This window comes from Rhizobium sp. OAE497 (assembly GCF_040546565.1).
Classification (GTDB): domain Bacteria; phylum Pseudomonadota; class Alphaproteobacteria; order Rhizobiales; family Rhizobiaceae; genus Rhizobium.
Genome location: NZ_JBEPOA010000002.1, coordinates 581,929 through 599,687, shown reverse-complemented (window position 1 = coordinate 599,687; position 17,759 = coordinate 581,929). Strand labels below are relative to the sequence as shown.

General features: G+C 62.7%; 20 protein-coding genes. 10 read left to right on the top strand and 10 right to left on the bottom strand.

Annotated elements, in window-relative coordinates:
• Positions 1 to 34: 34 nt before the first annotated feature.
• Complete coding sequence (gene dctP / locus ABIE40_RS22335) at positions 35 to 1,114, bottom strand: TRAP transporter substrate-binding protein DctP (RefSeq protein WP_199625805.1); 1,080 nt, start codon at positions 1,112 to 1,114, stop codon at positions 35 to 37.
• 98 nt (positions 1,115 to 1,212) lie between these two features.
• On the opposite strand from dctP, the gene ABIE40_RS22330 reads away from it, so the two are divergent.
• Positions 1,213 to 1,848, top strand: a complete 636-nt coding sequence (locus tag ABIE40_RS22330) for a TetR/AcrR family transcriptional regulator (RefSeq protein WP_199625804.1) — start codon at positions 1,213 to 1,215, stop codon at positions 1,846 to 1,848.
• Between the two features lie 80 nt (positions 1,849 to 1,928).
• On the opposite strand, the gene ABIE40_RS22325 is transcribed toward ABIE40_RS22330, so the two are convergent.
• A complete protein-coding gene (locus ABIE40_RS22325; protein ID WP_199625803.1) occupies positions 1,929 to 3,674 on the bottom strand; it encodes an autotransporter domain-containing protein in 1,746 nt (581 codons plus the stop codon).
• A gap of 790 nt (positions 3,675 to 4,464) precedes the next feature.
• A complete protein-coding gene (locus tag ABIE40_RS22320; protein ID WP_354541113.1) occupies positions 4,465 to 4,593 on the bottom strand; it encodes a hypothetical protein in 129 nt (42 codons plus the stop codon).
• Positions 4,594 to 4,723: 130 nt separating this feature from the next.
• On the opposite strand from ABIE40_RS22320, the gene ABIE40_RS22315 reads away from it, so the two are divergent.
• Entirely contained in the window at positions 4,724 to 5,536 is an 813-nt protein-coding gene (locus tag ABIE40_RS22315) for a class I SAM-dependent methyltransferase (protein WP_199625909.1), read from the top strand.
• A 16-nt stretch (positions 5,537 to 5,552) separates the two neighbouring features.
• Here ABIE40_RS22315 and ABIE40_RS22310 read toward each other — a convergent pair whose 3' ends face one another.
• The 3 genes from ABIE40_RS22310 to ABIE40_RS22300 all read right to left on the bottom strand — a co-directional run bounded on the left by ABIE40_RS22310 (position 5,553) and on the right by ABIE40_RS22300 (position 7,659).
• Positions 5,553 to 6,104 (bottom strand): GrpB family protein, encoded by a 552-nt coding sequence (locus ABIE40_RS22310; RefSeq protein WP_199625802.1) that lies wholly within the window; start codon positions 6,102 to 6,104, stop codon positions 5,553 to 5,555.
• A gap of 125 nt (positions 6,105 to 6,229) precedes the next feature.
• A complete protein-coding gene (locus ABIE40_RS22305; RefSeq protein WP_199625908.1) occupies positions 6,230 to 6,880 on the bottom strand; it encodes a pyridoxamine 5'-phosphate oxidase family protein in 651 nt (216 codons plus the stop codon).
• A gap of 176 nt (positions 6,881 to 7,056) precedes the next feature.
• A complete protein-coding gene (locus ABIE40_RS22300) occupies positions 7,057 to 7,659 on the bottom strand; it encodes a superoxide dismutase (protein WP_112715021.1) in 603 nt (200 codons plus the stop codon).
• A gap of 212 nt (positions 7,660 to 7,871) precedes the next feature.
• Here ABIE40_RS22300 and ABIE40_RS22295 point away from each other — a divergent pair, with 212 nt between their 5' ends.
• From ABIE40_RS22295 to ABIE40_RS22280, 4 genes are all read left to right on the top strand, one after another.
• Positions 7,872 to 8,201, top strand: a complete 330-nt coding sequence (locus tag ABIE40_RS22295) for a hypothetical protein (protein ID WP_199625801.1) — start codon at positions 7,872 to 7,874, stop codon at positions 8,199 to 8,201.
• 202 nt (positions 8,202 to 8,403) lie between these two features.
• Positions 8,404 to 9,936: a hypothetical protein gene (locus ABIE40_RS22290; protein WP_199625800.1), complete on the top strand. Its 1,533-nt coding sequence runs from the start codon at positions 8,404 to 8,406 to the stop codon at positions 9,934 to 9,936.
• Between the two features lie 80 nt (positions 9,937 to 10,016).
• A complete protein-coding gene (locus ABIE40_RS22285; RefSeq protein ID WP_199625799.1) occupies positions 10,017 to 11,378 on the top strand; it encodes a hypothetical protein in 1,362 nt (453 codons plus the stop codon).
• Positions 11,375 to 12,184, top strand: coding sequence for a COG3904 family protein (locus ABIE40_RS22280; RefSeq protein ID WP_199625798.1), 810 nt, complete (start codon positions 11,375 to 11,377; stop codon positions 12,182 to 12,184). Before ABIE40_RS22285 ends, ABIE40_RS22280 begins: the two co-directional genes overlap by 4 nt.
• Before the next feature lie 74 nt (positions 12,185 to 12,258).
• On the opposite strand, the gene ABIE40_RS22275 is transcribed toward ABIE40_RS22280, so the two are convergent.
• Together ABIE40_RS22275 and ABIE40_RS22270 are read right to left on the bottom strand one after the other, a co-directional pair.
• Complete coding sequence (locus ABIE40_RS22275) at positions 12,259 to 12,573, bottom strand: GCG_CRPN prefix-to-repeats domain-containing protein (RefSeq protein WP_199625797.1); 315 nt, start codon at positions 12,571 to 12,573, stop codon at positions 12,259 to 12,261.
• A 91-nt stretch (positions 12,574 to 12,664) separates the two neighbouring features.
• Complete coding sequence (locus ABIE40_RS22270; protein ID WP_162708655.1) at positions 12,665 to 12,811, bottom strand: hypothetical protein; 147 nt, start codon at positions 12,809 to 12,811, stop codon at positions 12,665 to 12,667.
• A 210-nt stretch (positions 12,812 to 13,021) separates the two neighbouring features.
• On the opposite strand from ABIE40_RS22270, the gene ABIE40_RS22265 reads away from it, so the two are divergent.
• On the top strand, positions 13,022 to 13,753 hold the full coding sequence (locus ABIE40_RS22265; protein WP_130280739.1) for a sulfite exporter TauE/SafE family protein: 732 nt from the start codon (positions 13,022 to 13,024) through the stop codon (positions 13,751 to 13,753).
• 20 nt (positions 13,754 to 13,773) lie between these two features.
• Positions 13,774 to 14,175 (top strand): VOC family protein, encoded by a 402-nt coding sequence (locus ABIE40_RS22260; protein WP_199625796.1) that lies wholly within the window; start codon positions 13,774 to 13,776, stop codon positions 14,173 to 14,175.
• On the opposite strand, the gene ABIE40_RS22255 is transcribed toward ABIE40_RS22260, so the two are convergent.
• Positions 14,172 to 14,513: a nuclear transport factor 2 family protein gene (locus ABIE40_RS22255; RefSeq protein WP_199625795.1), complete on the bottom strand. Its 342-nt coding sequence runs from the start codon at positions 14,511 to 14,513 to the stop codon at positions 14,172 to 14,174. The two genes, ABIE40_RS22260 and ABIE40_RS22255, sit on opposite strands and share 4 nt — an antisense overlap.
• Before the next feature lie 161 nt (positions 14,514 to 14,674).
• Between ABIE40_RS22255 and ABIE40_RS22250 the strand changes: the two genes are divergently transcribed.
• Positions 14,675 to 15,901, top strand: a complete 1,227-nt coding sequence (locus ABIE40_RS22250; protein WP_199625794.1) for an MFS transporter — start codon at positions 14,675 to 14,677, stop codon at positions 15,899 to 15,901.
• 73 nt (positions 15,902 to 15,974) lie between these two features.
• Positions 15,975 to 16,508, top strand: coding sequence for a GNAT family N-acetyltransferase (locus ABIE40_RS22245; protein ID WP_354541112.1), 534 nt, complete (start codon positions 15,975 to 15,977; stop codon positions 16,506 to 16,508).
• A 200-nt stretch (positions 16,509 to 16,708) separates the two neighbouring features.
• On the opposite strand, the gene ABIE40_RS22240 is transcribed toward ABIE40_RS22245, so the two are convergent.
• The gene (locus ABIE40_RS22240; protein ID WP_199625792.1) at positions 16,709 to 17,596 is read right to left on the bottom strand and encodes a branched-chain amino acid aminotransferase; all 888 of its coding nucleotides are present in this window, start codon (positions 17,594 to 17,596) and stop codon (positions 16,709 to 16,711) included.
• Positions 17,597 to 17,759 lie beyond the last annotated feature (163 nt).

Here is a 17,759-nt window from a genome sequence, read left to right as displayed (position 1 = left end):
GCAGAATGCCCGGGGTCGCCCCGGGCATCTTCCATTAGCCCATCACGTCGGCCATGATGGCCGTAACAGTGTCCAGCGCCGGACCAGCCCCGGCGACACCCTTGCTCATCTGGTCCTTCGCCCAGGCGGACTGGACTTCCCGATATCGCGTGACGTCGCTCCAGCGGGAGACTTCGCCGGGCTCAAGAATACGCACGGTCGCACCTGCCTTGCGGAGGTCATCGAGTTGCGCCTCCAGGCTTGATGCCATCACCGAACCGAGCGTGTGGTAGGAGCTGCGAGCCGCGCGGCGGATAGCATCGCGGTCCTCTGCCGCGAGGCTATCCCAGACGGTCTTGTTGATCGCCAGCAGGTAGACGTGACCGAGCCACAGGTCGTCGGACACCAGAACATGCGGTGCCGCCTCGTGAACCCCAAGCATGAAGCCGCTATCGACATTGACCATCAGGCCATCGAGCGTCTTCTGCTTCATTGCCTCGTAGATTTCCGGCCCCCAATGCATGGTGACGGGCGTCGCCCCGGCATTGCGCAGGAAATCGAGATGCCAGAAGCTCGCCGAGCGCCATTTACCGCCCTTCAGACCATCAAGACCGGCCATCGGCGCCGTGCTGAAGAAAGCGACTGGATAGCCAGTCCCGAAGAAGACGGGCACGATGTTGTTGTGCTCCAGCTCTGCCGCAAAGGCCGGAACCTCGTCATAGACACGGCTGAAGAAATCGATCTGCCGACCACCGGCCGGACCGACGGGAAAGCTCTTGAAAATCTGGTGCAGCGGCAATTCCTTGGCCGTATATTCCGGCACGACGGTCGCCATATCGGCGCCGGACTTGCTGACAGCGCTGAGCGCGTCATAGGCGGCAGCGATCTCGCCATTCCAGTGAGCTTCGATCTTCAGGCGGCCATTGGATTCCCGCTCGATCGCCGGAAACACGACATCGCAGAGAAAGCGCGTGCGCATGCCGCCAAGCGGTTCGTGGTCGCTGAACTTGAGGACGCGCGGCTGCGCGGCCGCCTCCGACGGCAGCGCTGCGCAGGCGGCGGCTCCCGCGGCGGAAGCGAGAAAGAGCCTGCGGCTCATGCCGGTATTTGCTGTCATGCTGTCTGCCTCGCTCATCGTCTCACCTCTCATATCGATGCCTCGCCCGGCCCCTTGCTTGACCGGGATGCTGCTCAAAAATATACCTGAACAATCCTTCAGTTCGGTATTCGCATTTGAATGACCCCGTTCCGCAGAGCCTGAAACCCCGCAAAAGCCCGATCCAGGCGCGCTCAGGCGCGACCGTCGAAGCCATTCACGAAGCCGCGATTCAGGTTTTGCTGGCGGATGGACTGGCGAAATTCACGACGACCCGGGTGGCCGACCGCGCCGGGGTCTCGGTCGGCACGCTCTACCAGTATTTCCCCAACAAGCAGGCGCTGCTGTTTGCCATCCTCAGCCGCCACTTCGAAGAGATCGCCGCAGCGCTCGAGGCCATTCCGCTGACCCGCGACCGGCAACCGCTCAGCACCATCGCCCACGCGATCGCCGACGCCTATGTCTCGGTGAAAACCGCCCGCCCTGAAGCAACGACCGCGCTCTACCGCGTTGCCGGCGCCATCGACCAGTTCCGCCTCTCGACCGACGTCTTCAAAAGGCTGGAAACGGCAGTGACACGCGCACTCGCCAACGCGGCCGACGCCTCCTTCCGCGACCCCGCCCGTGCATCCTTCACCCTCCTCTCAGCCCTCGCCGGCCTCTCGCGCGGCAGCTTCGCCGGCCTGGTGGCGGGTCCCGAGGTTCTGGAGAGGTTTAGCGACGAGGCGCGACTGCTGGCTGCAGCCTATCTGCGGGCAGCGGCGGAAGGTTAAGGCCCAAACGAAAAGACCCGCCGGCATAACCGGCGGGTCCTTTGATCTTGCAGTCTGGATACTCGCCAGACTGGTGACAATCAGAACTTGACGTTCCAGCCGGAGCGCAGCCAGACGTTCGGGTCGTCGCCCTCGGTCGTGACGTTGAGGCCGAGCGAGGCGGTGCCGCCTGCGACGTCGAACTCGGTACCGACGGCACCGCGCAGCCAGAGCTGCTTGACGTCCTCACCCGCGAAGTCGAAGGCCGAGAGGCCGACGATTTCGCCGCTGATGCCAGCCGTGTTCTTCTCGAAGCGGTAGTCGACTTCGGTACGGGCCGTCAGGCGGACAGTGTCCGTCAGCTCGTGGAGGAAGTCGACGCCGACACGGGCGACGGTCGAGTGGTCGTTGACGGAATCGAAGGCCGATGGGAACGAGCCGCCCTCTTCCGTGTAGCCGTCCATATGCGAGTGCGCATAGGTCAAGCTGGCATAGGGCGTCAGCTTGGTGCCCGCGATCGTCGCAGCATTCAGCCAGTCAAAGCGGATCTTGGCGCCATAGGTGTCGACGTCGGTTTCGCCATGCGAATAATCCATGGCGGCGCCGTTCATATAGCCGCGGTGAACGTTCATCCGGCCGGTCGAGTAGTAGCCGCCGATCGTGGCATAGACGTTGCTGCTCCCGAGCGCGATGGTGGCTTCAGGCGCCATGTGGAAAGCCGCCTGATGGAAGTCGCCGCCGGTTTCGATGTCCTGCTTGGTATAGAGACCACCGCCGGCAAAGCGGGCAGTGACACCTTCGGCAAGGCCGTAGCCGAAGGTCACGTCGCCGATGCCGACGCCGCCGTTGGAAACACGGCTGTCGTCATAGCCGATGTCGGCTGTGAAGGCGACAGAGCGTTGGCCGAGGCCAAGAAGGTCGCGCATAGGCTCGCCATGGGCGCCCTGGAGAACCGTATTGGCGTAGCCGAGACCGACCTGTGCCGAGGGCTTGGCGGCGATGGTGGTGTTGTACTGGTCGACGTCGATGATGCCGGAGCCGCCGCGAGCGATAAAGACGCCTCCATTATCCAAGTCACCGACTATGACGGTGCCGTCGGCGGAGATGCCGGTTGCCGTCTTCGTCACGTCGTCGCCGATGTCCTCACCTTGCCGGCTCAGCCAGTCCTCGACGGTCTCCATGCCAAAGGCTTCCGTCCAGCGGAATGCATGGGAGGCGTTGAGAAGACCCACTTGACCGACCACGACCGATCCATCGCCGCTGACGGCATTGGCGACAGAGAAATCGCTGTCCAACCCGTTGATGTCTTTCATCCCACTGGCCGTCCAGCGGAAAGCATGATTGGCACTGCCAACGGCGGAGTTGCCAATAATGACGGAGCCGTCCTCACTGGCGGCCTTTGCGCTCGACGTCTGCCCCCCGTCAAGATGGCCGAGATCGTGGACTTCTTGGCCCTCGTCGGTCCAGCTGACCGCACGGCTTATGCCGCCATTTGCGCCATCCGCAGCGATGCCAACGATAACTTTTCCATCGCTGCTGACGCCGAATGCCTGCGAGAATCCGTCGCCGTTCAGCCCGTCGAGACCTTGGATCTGGTTATTCTTCCAGCGGAAAGCCTGGCGGCTTGCAGAGTTGACCGTGCTGCTGAAGTTCGAATATCCGACAACGACCGAACCGTCTCCGCTGACGCCAGTCGCGTAGGATCCTGTCGCATCATCCAGCCCGCCAAGGTCCTTGATCACGCCATTCGTCCAGCTCACGGCATGCATACCATCCCAGCTTTGTGAAGTACCGACGATGACCGAACCATCTTCGTTGACCGCCCAAGCTTCCGTCAAGCTGCTCACGGAGCTGCTCGTAGCCATCAACGAATAGATGGGAAGCGCATGAAGGGCGATCCATTCCCGGTCGACGGTGCTCCAGTAGAAGGCGCGCTCTTCATCTATGGTGCCAACGATAACCTTGCCGTTGCCACTGATCCCTGAGCTGGCAATCCCGTCAGATCCGGGAATAGGGTCCCACAACTCACTATTTCCCGCTTCACCCGCCCGCGCGACGCCCATGCCAGCTGCAAGCAATCCCGCCGAGAAAACCAGCGTCAGCGCCGAGGTTTCCAGAAGACGCCGCCCAAATCCGGCGCCCGTCCGATCTTTAATTTTCTTGATCATTGTCAAAAGCTCACCCTGCTTTTTCAATAGCTTAAAAAGGAAATTAACTACGCATCCCCAACTTCCGGCCACACGCAAACGCGCGGCCAAGCTGCTTTCGAGCAAGGCGAAAAGGGCATGTCAACATGGTTGCAATTCAGTATGAATTACACAAAAGGTTGCTGTATTAGCGCAATTTCTGCGCTAATATTCGCCGCAACCTGCGCCGCCGCAGCCTCGGCAAGAACGTGCTCAAGAGCTTGATTAGTTTCAAAGCGGCACAGGACCGAGGTCAAAACCTCTCGCCAAATGCCAAAAAAGGTCCGGCCCGATGGCATCAAGGCACAATCTTGCCAGGTTTTTCAATGGGCTGAGCGGCGGCGAATCATCCCCGCCCCGGCAATAAAAAACGGCGCCGGTTCTCCGGGCGCCGTTTGCTCTCATTCCATCCAGCCTGCGCCCCGCCGCATATGGCGAGGCTGTTGCCGGTCTACTTCTTCTTGGTGTCGCTTTCGCTCGATTTCACCTGCGAGCCAAGAGTGGGGGCAGCCTTTGGCGCCGCCTTGTCCTTCTTCGGCTTGCGTGCCTCCTTGTTGCTGCGAACCTGCCCCTTAGCCATGATCGTCTCCTCCGGTTGAAGGCCTAGCTAGCATCCCATTCGACGAAAATAGCAAGAGCGTGAACCCTCTCCTGACGCAAAATCGCCGCGCGTGCTAATCTGGGCCCATCAGCCGATGGAGGGCATGGCGATGCGGGAAGGCGACGACGTCTTTGCGGGCTCGATTCCCGAGAATTACGACCGCCATATGGTACCGCTGATCTTCGCGCCCTTCGCGGCGGATCTGGGGCGGCGAGCGGTGGCGCTTTCGCCGCAAGCGGTGCTGGAAACGGCAGCGGGGACTGGGGTCGTGACGCGCGCCCTGGCACCGCGACTGGCGGTCGGGGCACGCTATGTCGCGACAGACCTCAACCGGTCGATGCTCGACTATGCCGCTTCGCAGCAGGACGGCGGCAACACTGTCGAATGGCGCCAGGCGGACGCGCTGGCGCTGCCCTTCGAGGATGCGAGTTTCGATCTCGTCTGCTGCCAGTTCGGGACGATGTTTTTCCCCGATCGGCCGGCCGCCTATCGCGAGGCAAGGCGGGTGCTGAAACCCGGCGGGCATTTCCTCTTCAGCGTCTGGGACCGGATCGAGGAGAATGTCTTCGCCAATGACGTCACCGAGGAGCTCGCCGATATCTTCCCCGACGACCCGCCGCGTTTTCTGGCCCGCACGCCGCACGGCTATCACGACAAGGCGCTGATCCGCAGCGATCTGGAAGCCGCAGGCTTCTCTTCCATCACGATCGAAACGCGCGCCGAAGAAAGCCACGCCGCCTCGGTGCGCATCGTCGCGCTCGCCTATTGCCAGGGCACGCTGCTGCGAACCGAGATCGAGGCGAGAAAGCCGGGCGAGCTGCAGGCGGTCACGGATTACGTGGCGCTCGAACTCGCGCGGAAGCACGGCGACGGCGCGGTGGCCGCGAAGATCCAGGCGCATGTGATTTTGGCTGGCGGCTAGGCACCGTCACGGCATTTCAGGCATCGCTCGCAGGCGTTTGCCATCCTGTTGCGGCTGCCCAGCGGTCGGCTCTGCGGATGACGCTCCAGAAGAAATCGTCCTTACCGTCAGTATAGGCTACCCTGTCGTTTCGGTGGCGTTCGGCCAGCGCACGCTTGAGCTCAACATAAGGCGCGTGTTCCGCCGCATGCCCGCGCATGTAGTCACGAAACAACAACGCCCATTGCTCGTGCCAGCTTCCCGCGAGTCTGACATGAATATGAGTCCGTTCGCTCTCCGGCGCTTCGCGGAAATAGCGCTTGGTCAGTTCGGGATTGGCAGAGCGCCACACATATCCGCACCGGCCCAAGGCGGCGGTCAAAACCTCCATCGGCTCGAAGGTGGCGACGGATATCTGGATATCGATGATCGGCTTGGCGGCGAGACCGACGATAGATGTGGAGCCAATATGGTCGATCCGTGCCGCAAGCTCACCCAATTCTTTGCGCAGCACCCCGGCCTTCCTGTGAAACGCATGGCTCCAGTTGTTCGACCATTCACTGATGACAATATTTTCGCCTTCGCGCATCCACGCCTCCTTCGATTCCGATGGCTCTCGGGGACGAGCTGTCCTGCTCTTTCATGGCGAACGCTATCATGCCGCTGTGTTCCGCGGCCCGTCATCAAAAGAGCGATCACGCCCGTTAAGACGCCTCAATAAAGCGTTCGCTTATAGTCCGCTTCCAACTGGTCGTCGATGTCGCGCATCTCGCGTTCGTCGCTCGGCGCGCCGGTTGTTTCGTCAAGGATGATCTTGACCAGCGACGGCATTTCGCTGCGGTCCTGCCGGTAGTCCGGGTCCCAGAGATGGGAGCGGCGGAAGGCCTTGGCGCAATGCATGAAGACCTCGTCGACGTCGATGACGATAGCGAGCTTCGGCGCGCGGCCGTTTACCGCCATGCCCTCCAGCAGCGCGGGCTCCGTCGTCAGTCTCGCGCGGCCATTGACGCGCAGCGTGTCGTCGAAGCCGGGGATGATGAAGAGCAGGCCGACGCTGGGATTGGCGAGTATGTTGACCAGCGTGTCGAGACGATTGTTTCCCGGCCGGTCGGGTATCACCAACGTCCGCTCATCGAGAATCTGGACGAAACCGGCGGGATCGCCGCGTGGGCTGACATCCGCCCTTCCGTCCATGTTCTGCGTGCCGATGCAGAGGAAAGGCGAACGGCGGATGAAATCCTGCGCGTGCGGGCCGAGCGTGTCGCGGCACTTCTGGATCGCCAGGGCATGCGTTGCTTCGAACAGACCGCGCAGGGCCTGTTCGTCCGCTATTGCAAATGCAGGATCGAGTTCAAACCCCTTCATCATAGTACCTCTCCTCCTCACGGCAAAAAATCTGATGTACGTACCTCATTTACTGGATACACCAAACGCGGTTTGCGATCAAGCCGAGCTCCCTGTGTGCCGGAGGGCACGAGCGCAAACGAAAACACCCGGCGCTCTCGCACCGGGTGTCAGCAAATCCGTTCTGTCCGAACCGATTACTTCGTGGCTTCTTCGTAGCGCTCCAGGACGTAGTCCCAGTTGATCAGGCTATCGACGAAGGCTTCGAGGTACTTCGGGCGGGCGTTGCGGTAGTCGATGTAATAGGAGTGTTCCCAGACGTCGACGCCGAGGATCGGGGTGGCGCCGTGGACGAGCGGGTTTTCGCCGTTCGGGGTCTTGGAGATTTCGAGCTTGCCGTTCTTGACGGAAACCCAAGCCCAGCCGGAGCCGAACTGCGTGGCGCCGGCATTGGCGAAATCGGCCTTGAACTTATCGTAGCCGCCGAGATCGGAGTTGAAGGCAGCTTCGAGCTTGCCCGGCAGCTTGTTGCCGCCGCCGCCCTTCTTCATCCACTTCCAGAAGTGGACGTGGTTGTAGTGCTGGGCAGCATTGTTGAAGAGGCCGGCATTGGTGCCGAAGGACTTCTTGACGACTTCCTCGAGCGAAAGGTCGGCCATGCCTGCTTCAGCAGCCAGCTTGTTGCCGTTGTCGACATAAGCCTTGTGGTGCTTGTCGTGATGGAACTCCAGCGTTTCCTTCGACATGAAGGGCGAAAGCGCTTCGTAGTCGTACGGGAGTGCGGGCAATTCGAAAGCCATTGTAAGTCTCCTCTTGGCAATGGGTTGCGTGATCGGCAGGTGAGGCGGAACATAGGAGCCGAAGCAGGGCGTGGCAACGGCGGAACGATCAAAAAACGGAGCGTCAGAGGAAAAATTGCCTTGATTGCGGGCTTGGCTTTCTCCCCCCAAATCACCGATGATGCCGATGCAAAACCGGCAGGATCCGCAACAGCGAACTGAACGAGGCCATGATGCAGAGGAATAAAATCCGCTTTCTCCCCGCCCTCCTCCTGACTTTTGCCGCCGGCAGCGCCTTCGCCTCCTCGGACGACGCCTGGAAGGATTTTGCCGATGACGTGGCGGCGAAATGCAAGGAGGCGGCGACACCCTCGCTCGAATTTGCAAGAGCCGTCGTCGATCCGTTCGGCAGCGAGCATTACGGGCTGGCGCTGGTAACGGGCAAGCCGAAGGGCGGCAATGGCTTCGTCACCCATATCTGCGTCTACGACAAGCAGTCGAAGGCGGCCGAGATCGGCACCGAACTGAAGACCGACGAGCTCGACCTGCTGCCCGACGAATGAAGACTGGCAGCGGCAGTAACGAATCTTAAAAAACTGTTGATTTCATGGAACGATGCTTTGACAGGCGCGGGTTTTCGCGGCCTAGATACGCCACAAGTTATCCGGGCAAAGATCGTTAGAGCAACCTTTGATAGGATCAACTTAATTAGCGTGAATTGATAATTTCAGACTGCTTTTTGACATCCATTTTCTGGGGCGCGTGATGGTCATGAGTTTTTTCCGCCGGGGTGAAGAGCCGGGCAAGACGGATATTCGCAGCACTGACCAGGCCTACCGGCCGGTCTCCATCACCGAGCAGCCGATGGCGCCGCAGCCGGCAGCCCCGCAACCCTACCAGATGCCGGAGATCGACGATTTCCAGGCTTTCGGCTCGGTGCTCGAAGAAAACCAGCGCAATTCCAAGGAACTCGTCGCCGGCCTTTCGGCCTTGCAGGATCGCGTCTCGGCGCTGATCGGCGCCCATGACCAGTCCCTCAACGATACCGGCAGGCTGCAGGCCGAATGCGCGCGTATCAGCTCGTTGCTCGATTACGAAAGCAGCGCGCGGCGCAAGGCCGATGCGGACAATGCCCGGCTCGCCTCTGAAAACAAGGACATCCGCACCGCCAACGGCCAGTACCGCATCGAGATCGAGGCAGTGCGCGACGAGCTGACCAAGCTGCAGAACGTCCATGGCGTGACCTGCGAGGAATTCTCGATCATCGAAAGCCGGCTGATCGACGCGGAGCGCGAGCTTGCCGCCCGCGCCATGCAGTATGACGAGGCCTCGACGCTGTTGAAGCGCGCCCAGCAGGATCTGGACAGCCGCAGCCGCGAACTTTCCGCCACCCGCGACAAGCTGGACAGCGAGACCACCGCGCTGCAGCTGCTCACCGAAACCTCGCGGCGCGAAAGCGCCTCGCAGGCACGCGACATCGCCCGGCTGACGGAAGAGCGCGGCCACCTGAAGGCCGGCCTGATGGAGCAGGAAGGCCTGGTTTCCAACCTGCAAACGGCGATCGCCAAGCTGAAGCAGGAACTGTCGCTGGTCGAGGAGCGCCACAAGCGCGCCGAGGTCGAGCTGCACACCATCACCACCTCCTCGGCACTCGAGATCGCCCATCTGACGACGAAGAGCGACGCTGTCGGCTCCAAGGCAGAGCTTGTCGAAAAGCTGCTGATCACGGCCAACGGCCGCAACAAGATGACCGACGAGGAACTGCAGTCGGCGCGCGGCGAGATGAAGCGGCTGAAATCGGAGCTGGCGGCAACCATTTCGCGCGCCGAGCGTGTCGAGGACGAGCTGCGCCGCACGCGCGTGACCGGCACCGAGAACGAGACGGCCCGCCGCGAACTCTCCGCCTATAACAACGAGCTGACCGCGAAGCTGCGCGAAGCCGAAACGCTGCGCACCCGCCGGGACCGCGAGGCCGATGCAATGAAGCGCGACCTCGACACCCGCATGGACAGCGACCGCCACGAGATCGGCCAGCTCAGAACCAGCCTGGAGATCGCCAAGTCGGAGATCCGCCAGCTGCGCGCCGAGCGCGCCATCCTCAACGGCCAGCTGGAAGTCGCCCGCGGCGACAGGCCTTCAGCGCCGGTCATGGAAGAAGCGGAAGAGCTGCGCATGCCAGCAGCCACCTACTCGCCGCTGATCGATATTTCCGAGAAGTCGCTGCGCTCCGCTGCCGATGGTTTTGCTGGCGAACGGGAGATGTCCGGCGAGCCGATGCGCGTACCGCCTGCGGAGTAAGGCGCTACGCTCATTTTGAAGGCCTTGTTTTCGCCGGGATTTTAAGGGTTTCTTAAGAGGATACCGACCGGAGGAAAACCATGGCGCTTGGCGCATCTCACCGCCTGCACGACGGCATCGAAGCCGTGGAAACGATGACGCGCTTTGCGCTCGCGGTCCTCGCGCTCGCATCCGGCGTCTATACCTATCTCGGCGTGCGCAGTCTGCTCGACGGCTCGCCGACCTCCACCTTCTTCGCGGCGCTGATCTATTCGGCGGCGGTCTCGGTGGCCATTTATGCCTTCTGGACCTATCTCGCCCGCTTCTATCCGCATGTGACGACGGTGGCGGCGCGCACCGCCCTGCTCGGCATCATGGCGCTCGGCTGCGCGATGATCATCGCCATGGCGAGCTGGCTGAATGCGGCGGCGCTTGCGGGTTCGGCAGCCCTCGAACAGCACCTTGCCGAAACGCTGGAAGACTATACCGGCGACCTCGACCGGGCGCACCAGAATGCGCTGGCGGCGCAGAGCCTGCTGCCGGATATCCAGCGCACGCAGGAACGCTTCCAGCGGCTCGCCGACCAGGAACGCGAAACCGGCGCGCTGACCGGCACGACCGGCGCCGGCAGCGTCGTGCAGCTCCTGTCGCAGATGGCCTCGCAGCTGACGGAGCTGCAGAACAACATCAATGCCTCGCGCGAACGCGTCACCACCCTTTTCGATGAAGGGCGCAAGCATCTGGAGACGATGCGCACGCTGGTTTCGGCGCCCGGCGCGATCGATCAGCGCGCCGACCAGTTCGCTGCCGAGGTCGTGACGCTGACCGGCGTCATCACCTCGCTGGAGCAGACCTCGATCGCGCCTTCGGTGAAGCGCGCGGCGGAAGACCTGTCGCTCGGCTTCATCGCACCCGTTGCCGATGGCCGCGAAGTCGATCTCGCCAACCGGCAGGACCAGGTGATGGAGACGATCCGCTCCTCGGTCGCGGCGCAATCCAAGGTGCTGTCGCAGGCCGCTGACCAGATTTTGGCGCGCGAACCAGTCGGCGAGCGGCGCTTCGTGCCGCTGTCCTCGGCAGAAGCCGTGCTGCGCTATGCTTCCGACTTCATACCCAGCTGGGCGGGCGCGATCTCGATCGATCTTCTGCCCGGCGTGCTGGTGCTGATGCTGTCCGTGGCGCACGGGGCGCTGAGGCGGCAGGAGCAGGCCATGCCATTCGCCGAGCGGATCACCGCCGCCGAACTCTTGGAAGCCATCGAGGTGCAGCGTGCCCTGCAGGCCCGCGGCATCGATATCGAGGCGGTCGTCGCCCGCGCTGAGGCGAAGGCCGATGCCAAGGTGGCGGGTCACGCGGAAGCGACGTCCGAAGCGCATGCCGCCGATGCGCATGAGACGGAGCCTTCCAACGTCACCAGCCTCGACCTGCCCGGCAAGCCGCCGCGCAAGGGACCGCAGGCATGAAGATCGAGGCGGCGGGAGACCAGCTGAAACGCAGGCTGCTTTCGATCGACGATTCGACGCTGCCGCGGCTGGTGCTGCATGCGCTGATCGCCGCCGCCGTCGCCTTCCTCGTCATCGACTTCCGCAACCTCATGATTGCCAATACCGAGCTGCCGGTCTTCGATCCGGCGGCCCCCGACAGCATGCCGGTCCTGCCGCCCGTGCTGACCGATGGCGAGCCCGACAACGCGCCATCCGAAATCACCACCAGCGTCGAGCTGCTGAAACAGCCGATCACCTTCGAGCTCCAGCCCGGCGGCATCCTGCTGGCACGCGGCGCGATCGACTATGGCGCAGCCGGACGTTTTCAGAAGGAGATCGAGGCGCGCGGCGAATATGTGAAAACGGTGTCGCTGGATTCGCCCGGTGGCGCCGTCGGTGATGCGCTCGCCATGTCGAAGCTGATCCGCGAGAAGAAGATCGGCACGAAGGTCGCCAAAGGCGCGCTCTGCGCCTCCTCCTGCCCTATCATCCTGGCCGGCGGTGTTACCCGCAGCGCCGAGGACGGCGCTGTCATCGGCGTCCATCAGGTCTTCAACGGCTCGAAGGAGAAGCTCTCGCCAGAACGCGCCATGTCCGATGCGCAGCGGACCACCGCCGACGTCACCCGTCATCTCGACGAGATGGGCATCAAGCCCGGCCTCTGGATCCACGCGATGGAGACGCCGCCCGACCGCCTCTACTACCTGAAGCCCGAAGAAATGAAGGAATTCGCGCTGGTGACGGGACCGGCGAAGGTGACCGCGGCGGCGATGAAGCCAAAGTGAGCCGGATCGGCTTTCTTCTGAATGCAAACAAAAACCGGGGCGAGTGCCCCGGTTTCCTTTTCAAGCCGTTCGGCTCAGTAGCGATCGTAGCCGCCCCAGCCGCGCTCACGGTAATAGGGGCGCGGGCGTTCCCAGCCGCCACCCCAGCCCCAGCGCGGCGGCGGAGGACGGTGCCAGTAGCGGACCGGCGGTGCGTAGCGGCGATACTCGTTGCGGCGGCATTCGCCCCAGCGGGTCATGTGCCAGCCGCGGCCGCAGGCATAGTCGACCTTGGTCACGTCGGACGTGACAGTCGTGTTTGCAGTAAGCGGCGCAACCGGCATCGCTTCAGCGGATATCGCCGAGAGGCCTCCGATAACGAGCGCTGCTGCCAGCGTGATGATCTTCATTGCGAATCTCCAAAATTTCCAGCCAGGATGGAGCTTCTGCCGATCGCGCTGAACCGGTGATGAACCTGACGTTCATCTGAAATAAGGCAGTTCACTGCTGATGCGTCTGCACCAGCCTGGAGGTCTTTTCCGGATGAATTTGCGGCCAGTTGCTGTTGGGCGCAGGCGCGCTGCCCATCGCCGAGATGGAGACAACGATTGCCGTTACGGCCGAGAAGAGCACGAGTGCATAGGTCATGAGCTTCGATCCTTCGGGGTTGGTTCCCAGCCACCCTGGCGCGCAAACTGCTCCGGGAGGATGAATCAAAGCCTAAGCAACATGGTTAAACCCACGTGTTTTTCCCGTTAAGGAACAGCGCGGGGGATGAAGGGGCACGATCCGGGTTCATCCGGAACTTTTCTCAGCCCCTGCGTGTTGTCTCCCGAACGTCGGTTTCGGGGGAGTTTCATGACGCTCGATTTCCTGTTTTTCGTGCTGGTGGGTTTCTGTGCGCAGATCGTCGATGGGGCGCTCGGCATGGCTTTCGGGGTGCTGTCGACGACGAGCCTTCTGGCGCTGGGCGTGCCGGCGGCAAACGCCAGCGCCATGACGCATGTGGCGGAGATGTTCACCACCGCTGCCTCCGGCGCGTCGCATGCCTATCACCGCAATGTCGACTGGAAGCTCGTGGCGCGGCTGGCGCCGGCAGGGATGATCGGCGGCGCGGTCGGCGCCTATATTCTTGCCAATGTCGACGGCAAGGTGATCGAGCCCTTCGTCTCCGCCTATCTGATCGCCATCGGCCTCATCATTCTCTACAAGGCCTTCCGGCCGCGCTGGCCGCGCGATGTACATGACTGGGCGGTGCCGCCGGTCGGTCTCTGCGGCGGTGTGCTCGATGCGATCGGCGGTGGCGGATGGGGGCCGATTGTGACAAGCACGCTGGTCGGGCGCGGCCATGATCCGAAGAAGGTGATCGGCTCGACCAATCTGACCGAATTTGCCGTGACGCTGGTGATCTCGCTGACTTTCGTGCTGACGCTCGGCTGGTCGGAGCTGGATTCGGCGATCGGGCTGATCATCGGCGGCGTGATCGCCGCCCCCTTCGGCGCGCTGCTCGTCAAGCGGCTGCCGGTAAAGCCCTTGATGATCGCCGTCTCGATCATCATCATTGCGACGTCGGCGATCCGCTTGTTCTAGGACCCAGGGAGGGCAAGGCGATGCAGTATCATCAGGGACGATTGATCGATCATGTGCATCTGAGAGTGCGGGATCTGGAAAAGAGCCGGGTGTTCTACCAGGCGGTCCTCAGCGCGCTTGGACGGCGTTTCACGCATGAGGGCGAGAATTTCTTCTCGTCGGACGAGCTCTATGTCGATGCCGCCGAGAGCTATGTCAGCCACCTGCACCTCGCCTTTCAGGCCGCGGATCAGGACGCGGTCCAGCGCTTCTACGAGGCGGGACTGGCGCATGGCGGGCGGGAGCACGGCGCGCCGGGCGAGCGGCATTATCATGCCGGCTACTATGCCTCCTTCCTGCTCGACCCCGATGGCAACAATATCGAGGCCGTCTATCACGGCCCGGCGACACGATCGGCCCCTGAGATCGTCATCGAGCGCTAGGCTTCGCGACCGAAATAGACGTCCACCGAAGCGACCTTGCCGCCCTTGAAGCGGAAGCTTTCCATGTTGCGGAAGGCGGTGCCGTCATGCTTGACGGCGCGGTAGCGGACGGCCGCCTCGTCACCGTCTACCGAGAGATACTCGATCTCGATGGCGCTGAACGGCGGCTTCTCGGGCCAGCAGCGCTCGAAATAGGCATCACGGCCGATATGGTCGTCACGCGGGCTCGAAAAGGTGAAGTCATCCGCCAGCATCGGCCGCACCAGATCCTTGCGGCCCTGGACATAGGCGGCGAACAGGCCACGGATGATGGCTTCGTGCTCGTTGCTGCTGCTCATTGCAACCTCCGTTATCTGATTGCATTTCGCAATTGGTTTATAGCAAAAATTGGCATTTAGGGCAAACCAGCCGACGGTTCGGGGCCGAACCGTCCTTGGCAGGGCTCCAAGCCCGGCGTAACCTGGCCCTCCCCCAAGAATGCAATGCACGAGCCCCTGATATGACCGACACCCCGATGGACGCAGCAAATGCCGCGGCCGGGTCCGTTTACTGGAAGCGCAACCTGACGATCTCGCTGATCGGCTCCTTCACCACGATCGTGGCGATGACGCTGCTGCTTCCCTTCCTGCCGCTCTATGTCGAAGAGCTCGGTGTCAGCGATCATGCCGCTATCGTGCAGTGGTCGGGCATCGCCTATGGGGCGACCTTCTTTGCCGCCGCCTTCGTGGCGCCGCTCTGGGGCAGGCTCGGCGATATCTACGGCCGCAAGCTGATGCTGGTGCGCGCCAGCCTGGGCATGACCATCGCCATCTCGCTGATGGGCATGGCGGGCGATGTCTGGCAGCTGGTGGCGCTGCGCCTCTTCGTCGGCCTGGCGGGCGGCTATTCCTCGGGCTCGATGGTGCTGGTCGCGACGCAGACGCCGAAGGACCGTTCGGCCTGGGCGCTCGGCATGCTCTCCTCGGGCATCATGGCCGGCAATCTCGTCGGCCCCCTGATCGGCGGCGTGCTTCCACCCATCATCGGCATTCGCGGCACATTTCTGGCGGCCGGCGGCATCATCTTCCTCGCCTTCCTGGCGACGGCCTTCCTGATCAAGGAAGAGAAATCCCCTTCCCGCAAGCAGGCGGCGAAGGCGAGCGGCGGCTGGAGCTCCATCCCCGACAAGGGGCCGGTGATCGCCATGCTGTTGACCGGCATGCTGCTGATGCTTGCCAATATGTCGATCGAGCCGATCATCACCGTCTATGTGGCACAGCTCGCCAAGGTTCAGTCGCAGGTGACGATGATATCAGGCGTCGTCATGTCGGCAGCCGCCCTCGGCAGCATCCTGTCGGCCTCGCGGCTCGGCAAGCTTGCCGACCGGATCGGCCACTGGCCGGTTATCGCCGGAGCGCTGGCCGTCGCCGCGGTGCTGTTGATCCCACAGGCCTTCGTCACCAGCTCCTGGCAGCTGATCATCCTGCGCTTCCTGATGGGGATCGCGCTCGGCGGCCTGCTTCCGTGTATTTCCGCCGTCATTCGCCATAGCGTTCCAGACAGCGCGGCAGGCAGCATTCTCGGTCTCTCGGTCTCGTCGCAATATGTCGGCCAGGTCGCCGGTCCCGTGCTCGGCGGCTTCGTCGGCGGCCATATCGGCATGCCCTCGGTGTTCCTCGGAACCTGCGTGCTGCTGGCCGGCGGCGCGGTCTTCACGTGGATTGTGAAGCCAAAAGACGAAAACTGAGACTATCGTTTGCAACTCCCGCCGCTATGATTGCGTTTCAGAACGAAACCGCATGCAACGGGGGAAACGGAGTTTGCAGCAGATATTCGTCACCGATCGTCTCATCTTGCGCCCGCGCACGCTGGCTGATCTCGATGACTGTATGGCGATGGACCGCGACCCCGAGGTGACACGCTACATCCCCGGCCCCTGGGCCGATCCGGAAGCGCATCGCCGTTTCGTCATCAACCGCATGGAAAGCGATTTCGGCGAAGGTCTCGGCTACTGGTCGATCTTTTCCAAAACGGCGCCGAAGCAGTTTCTCGGCTGGATCATGCTGATCCCCTACGACACGATCGGCCCCGATATCGAAATCGGCTGGCGCCTGAACCGTCACGCCTGGGGCCAGGGCTACGCGACGGAGGCCGCCCGCCCGGTACTCGACCACGGCTTCGACACGCTGAACCTGCCGCGGATCGTCGCAAATATCTTCGCCGGCAACGATGCTTCGATCAAGGTGGCGGAGAAGCTCGGGATGAAGTTCCTGAGCGACGAGGTCTCGGATGGCCTGCCCTGCAAGGATTACGGGATCACGCAGGATGAGCGTGCGCGGATGCTGACGGTGTGAGGGCGCAGTTGGTGCTTTCGCCCTGAGGAATTGACGGCAGTGGGTGAGCCCCCTCACCCTGCCCTCTCCCCGAGGGGAGAGGGGATGTAGGCGCGCGACGCGAAACGGTATTCCCTTCTCCCCGCGGGAAGAAGGTGGCCCATAGGGCCGGATGAGGGGGCCGCGGGCGCTGGCTTGGCGATTGCGGCCTTACCTACGGCTCATTCGCCGCTTGCAGTCCGCCCATAAGCCCAGCTCATATAAAGCTCGAGCGCCTTGCGGGTGACCGGGCCTTCCTGGAAATCGCGGCCATCAAGGCGGTTGACGCCGACGACCTTGGAGTAGTTGCCGGAGGTGAAGATTTCGTCGGCGGCCATGAAGTCTTCGACGGAGAGCGTTGCCTCGCGCACCTCGAAGCCGGCCTGGCGTAGCAGGCCCATGACGCGGGCGCGGGTGATGCCTGCGAGGAAGGTGCGGTTGGCGACGGGGGTGAAGACCACGCCGTCCTTGACCATGAAGACATTCGAGGATGCGGTCTCGACGACATTGCCGTTGGTGTCGCGCATCAGCGCGTTGTCGAAGCCGCGCGAGCGGGCCTCGGCGATGGCGCGGCCGGAATTCGGGTAGAGCGAGCCGGCCTTGGCATCGGTCATCGCCGTCTCGGGCGTCGGGCGGCGGAAGGGCGAGACGGTCAGCGACGAGCCGCCATGGCCGCCCATCGGCGCTTCAAACAGGCAGAGGACGAAACGGGTCGATTCCGGATCGGCGGTGACGACGCTGAAGGGGGCGCCGTGCTCTGCCCAGTACATCGGCTTGATGTAGATCGGCGTCTTGCCGTCGAACTTCTTGATGCCTTCCCAGGCGAGCGCCTCGATCTCCTCCGGCGTCTTGGTCGGCTTCAGGCCCATGTTGAGCGCCGAGCGGTTGATGCGCTGGCAGTGCTGGTCGAGATCCGGGGCGATGCCATCGAACCAGCGGGCGCCGTCGAAGACGGTGGAGGCGAGCCACATCGCATGCGAGGTCGGGCCGATCAGCGGCGGATTGCCGGAAAGCCACTCACCATCGACATAGGTCCAGGTGGTCGAGCGGGGCGCTGTATTGACGGCCATTTTTCTTCTCCTCAAACAAGTTGCAGCAGCAAAATCCTTCCGCACTGGCAGGGTCAAGGAGAAACTGGTTCGCCAAAACCGGACGCAAGAAAATGGCGCGGGCGCATCACAGGCCGCAACAATCCATCGTCGCGCTTCACGCGGATGCGATGGATCTATCAGC

What these genes read in the sequence shown, in the direction of transcription:
- dctP (WP_199625805.1), bottom strand. Translation starts at nt 1,114, where the DNA reads ATGAGCGAGGCAGACAGCATGACAGCAAATACCGGCATGAGCCGCAGG.
- ABIE40_RS22320 (WP_354541113.1), bottom strand. Translation starts at nt 4,593, where the DNA reads ATGGCTAAGGGGCAGGTTCGCAGCAACAAGGAGGCACGCAAGCCGAAG.
- ABIE40_RS22315 (WP_199625909.1), top strand. Translation starts at nt 4,724, where the DNA reads ATGCGGGAAGGCGACGACGTCTTTGCGGGCTCGATTCCCGAGAATTAC.
- ABIE40_RS22310 (WP_199625802.1), bottom strand. Translation starts at nt 6,104, where the DNA reads ATGCGCGAAGGCGAAAATATTGTCATCAGTGAATGGTCGAACAACTGG.
- ABIE40_RS22305 (WP_199625908.1), bottom strand. Translation starts at nt 6,880, where the DNA reads ATGAAGGGGTTTGAACTCGATCCTGCATTTGCAATAGCGGACGAACAG.
- ABIE40_RS22300 (WP_112715021.1), bottom strand. Translation starts at nt 7,659, where the DNA reads ATGGCTTTCGAATTGCCCGCACTCCCGTACGACTACGAAGCGCTTTCG.
- ABIE40_RS22295 (WP_199625801.1), top strand. Translation starts at nt 7,872, where the DNA reads ATGCAGAGGAATAAAATCCGCTTTCTCCCCGCCCTCCTCCTGACTTTT.
- ABIE40_RS22290 (WP_199625800.1), top strand. Translation starts at nt 8,404, where the DNA reads ATGGTCATGAGTTTTTTCCGCCGGGGTGAAGAGCCGGGCAAGACGGAT.
- ABIE40_RS22285 (WP_199625799.1), top strand. Translation starts at nt 10,017, where the DNA reads ATGGCGCTTGGCGCATCTCACCGCCTGCACGACGGCATCGAAGCCGTG.
- ABIE40_RS22280 (WP_199625798.1), top strand. Translation starts at nt 11,375, where the DNA reads ATGAAGATCGAGGCGGCGGGAGACCAGCTGAAACGCAGGCTGCTTTCG.
- ABIE40_RS22275 (WP_199625797.1), bottom strand. Translation starts at nt 12,573, where the DNA reads ATGAAGATCATCACGCTGGCAGCAGCGCTCGTTATCGGAGGCCTCTCG.
- ABIE40_RS22270 (WP_162708655.1), bottom strand. Translation starts at nt 12,811, where the DNA reads ATGACCTATGCACTCGTGCTCTTCTCGGCCGTAACGGCAATCGTTGTC.
- ABIE40_RS22265 (WP_130280739.1), top strand. Translation starts at nt 13,022, where the DNA reads ATGACGCTCGATTTCCTGTTTTTCGTGCTGGTGGGTTTCTGTGCGCAG.
- ABIE40_RS22260 (WP_199625796.1), top strand. Translation starts at nt 13,774, where the DNA reads ATGCAGTATCATCAGGGACGATTGATCGATCATGTGCATCTGAGAGTG.
- ABIE40_RS22255 (WP_199625795.1), bottom strand. Translation starts at nt 14,513, where the DNA reads ATGAGCAGCAGCAACGAGCACGAAGCCATCATCCGTGGCCTGTTCGCC.
- ABIE40_RS22250 (WP_199625794.1), top strand. Translation starts at nt 14,675, where the DNA reads ATGACCGACACCCCGATGGACGCAGCAAATGCCGCGGCCGGGTCCGTT.
- ABIE40_RS22240 (WP_199625792.1), bottom strand. Translation starts at nt 17,596, where the DNA reads ATGGCCGTCAATACAGCGCCCCGCTCGACCACCTGGACCTATGTCGAT.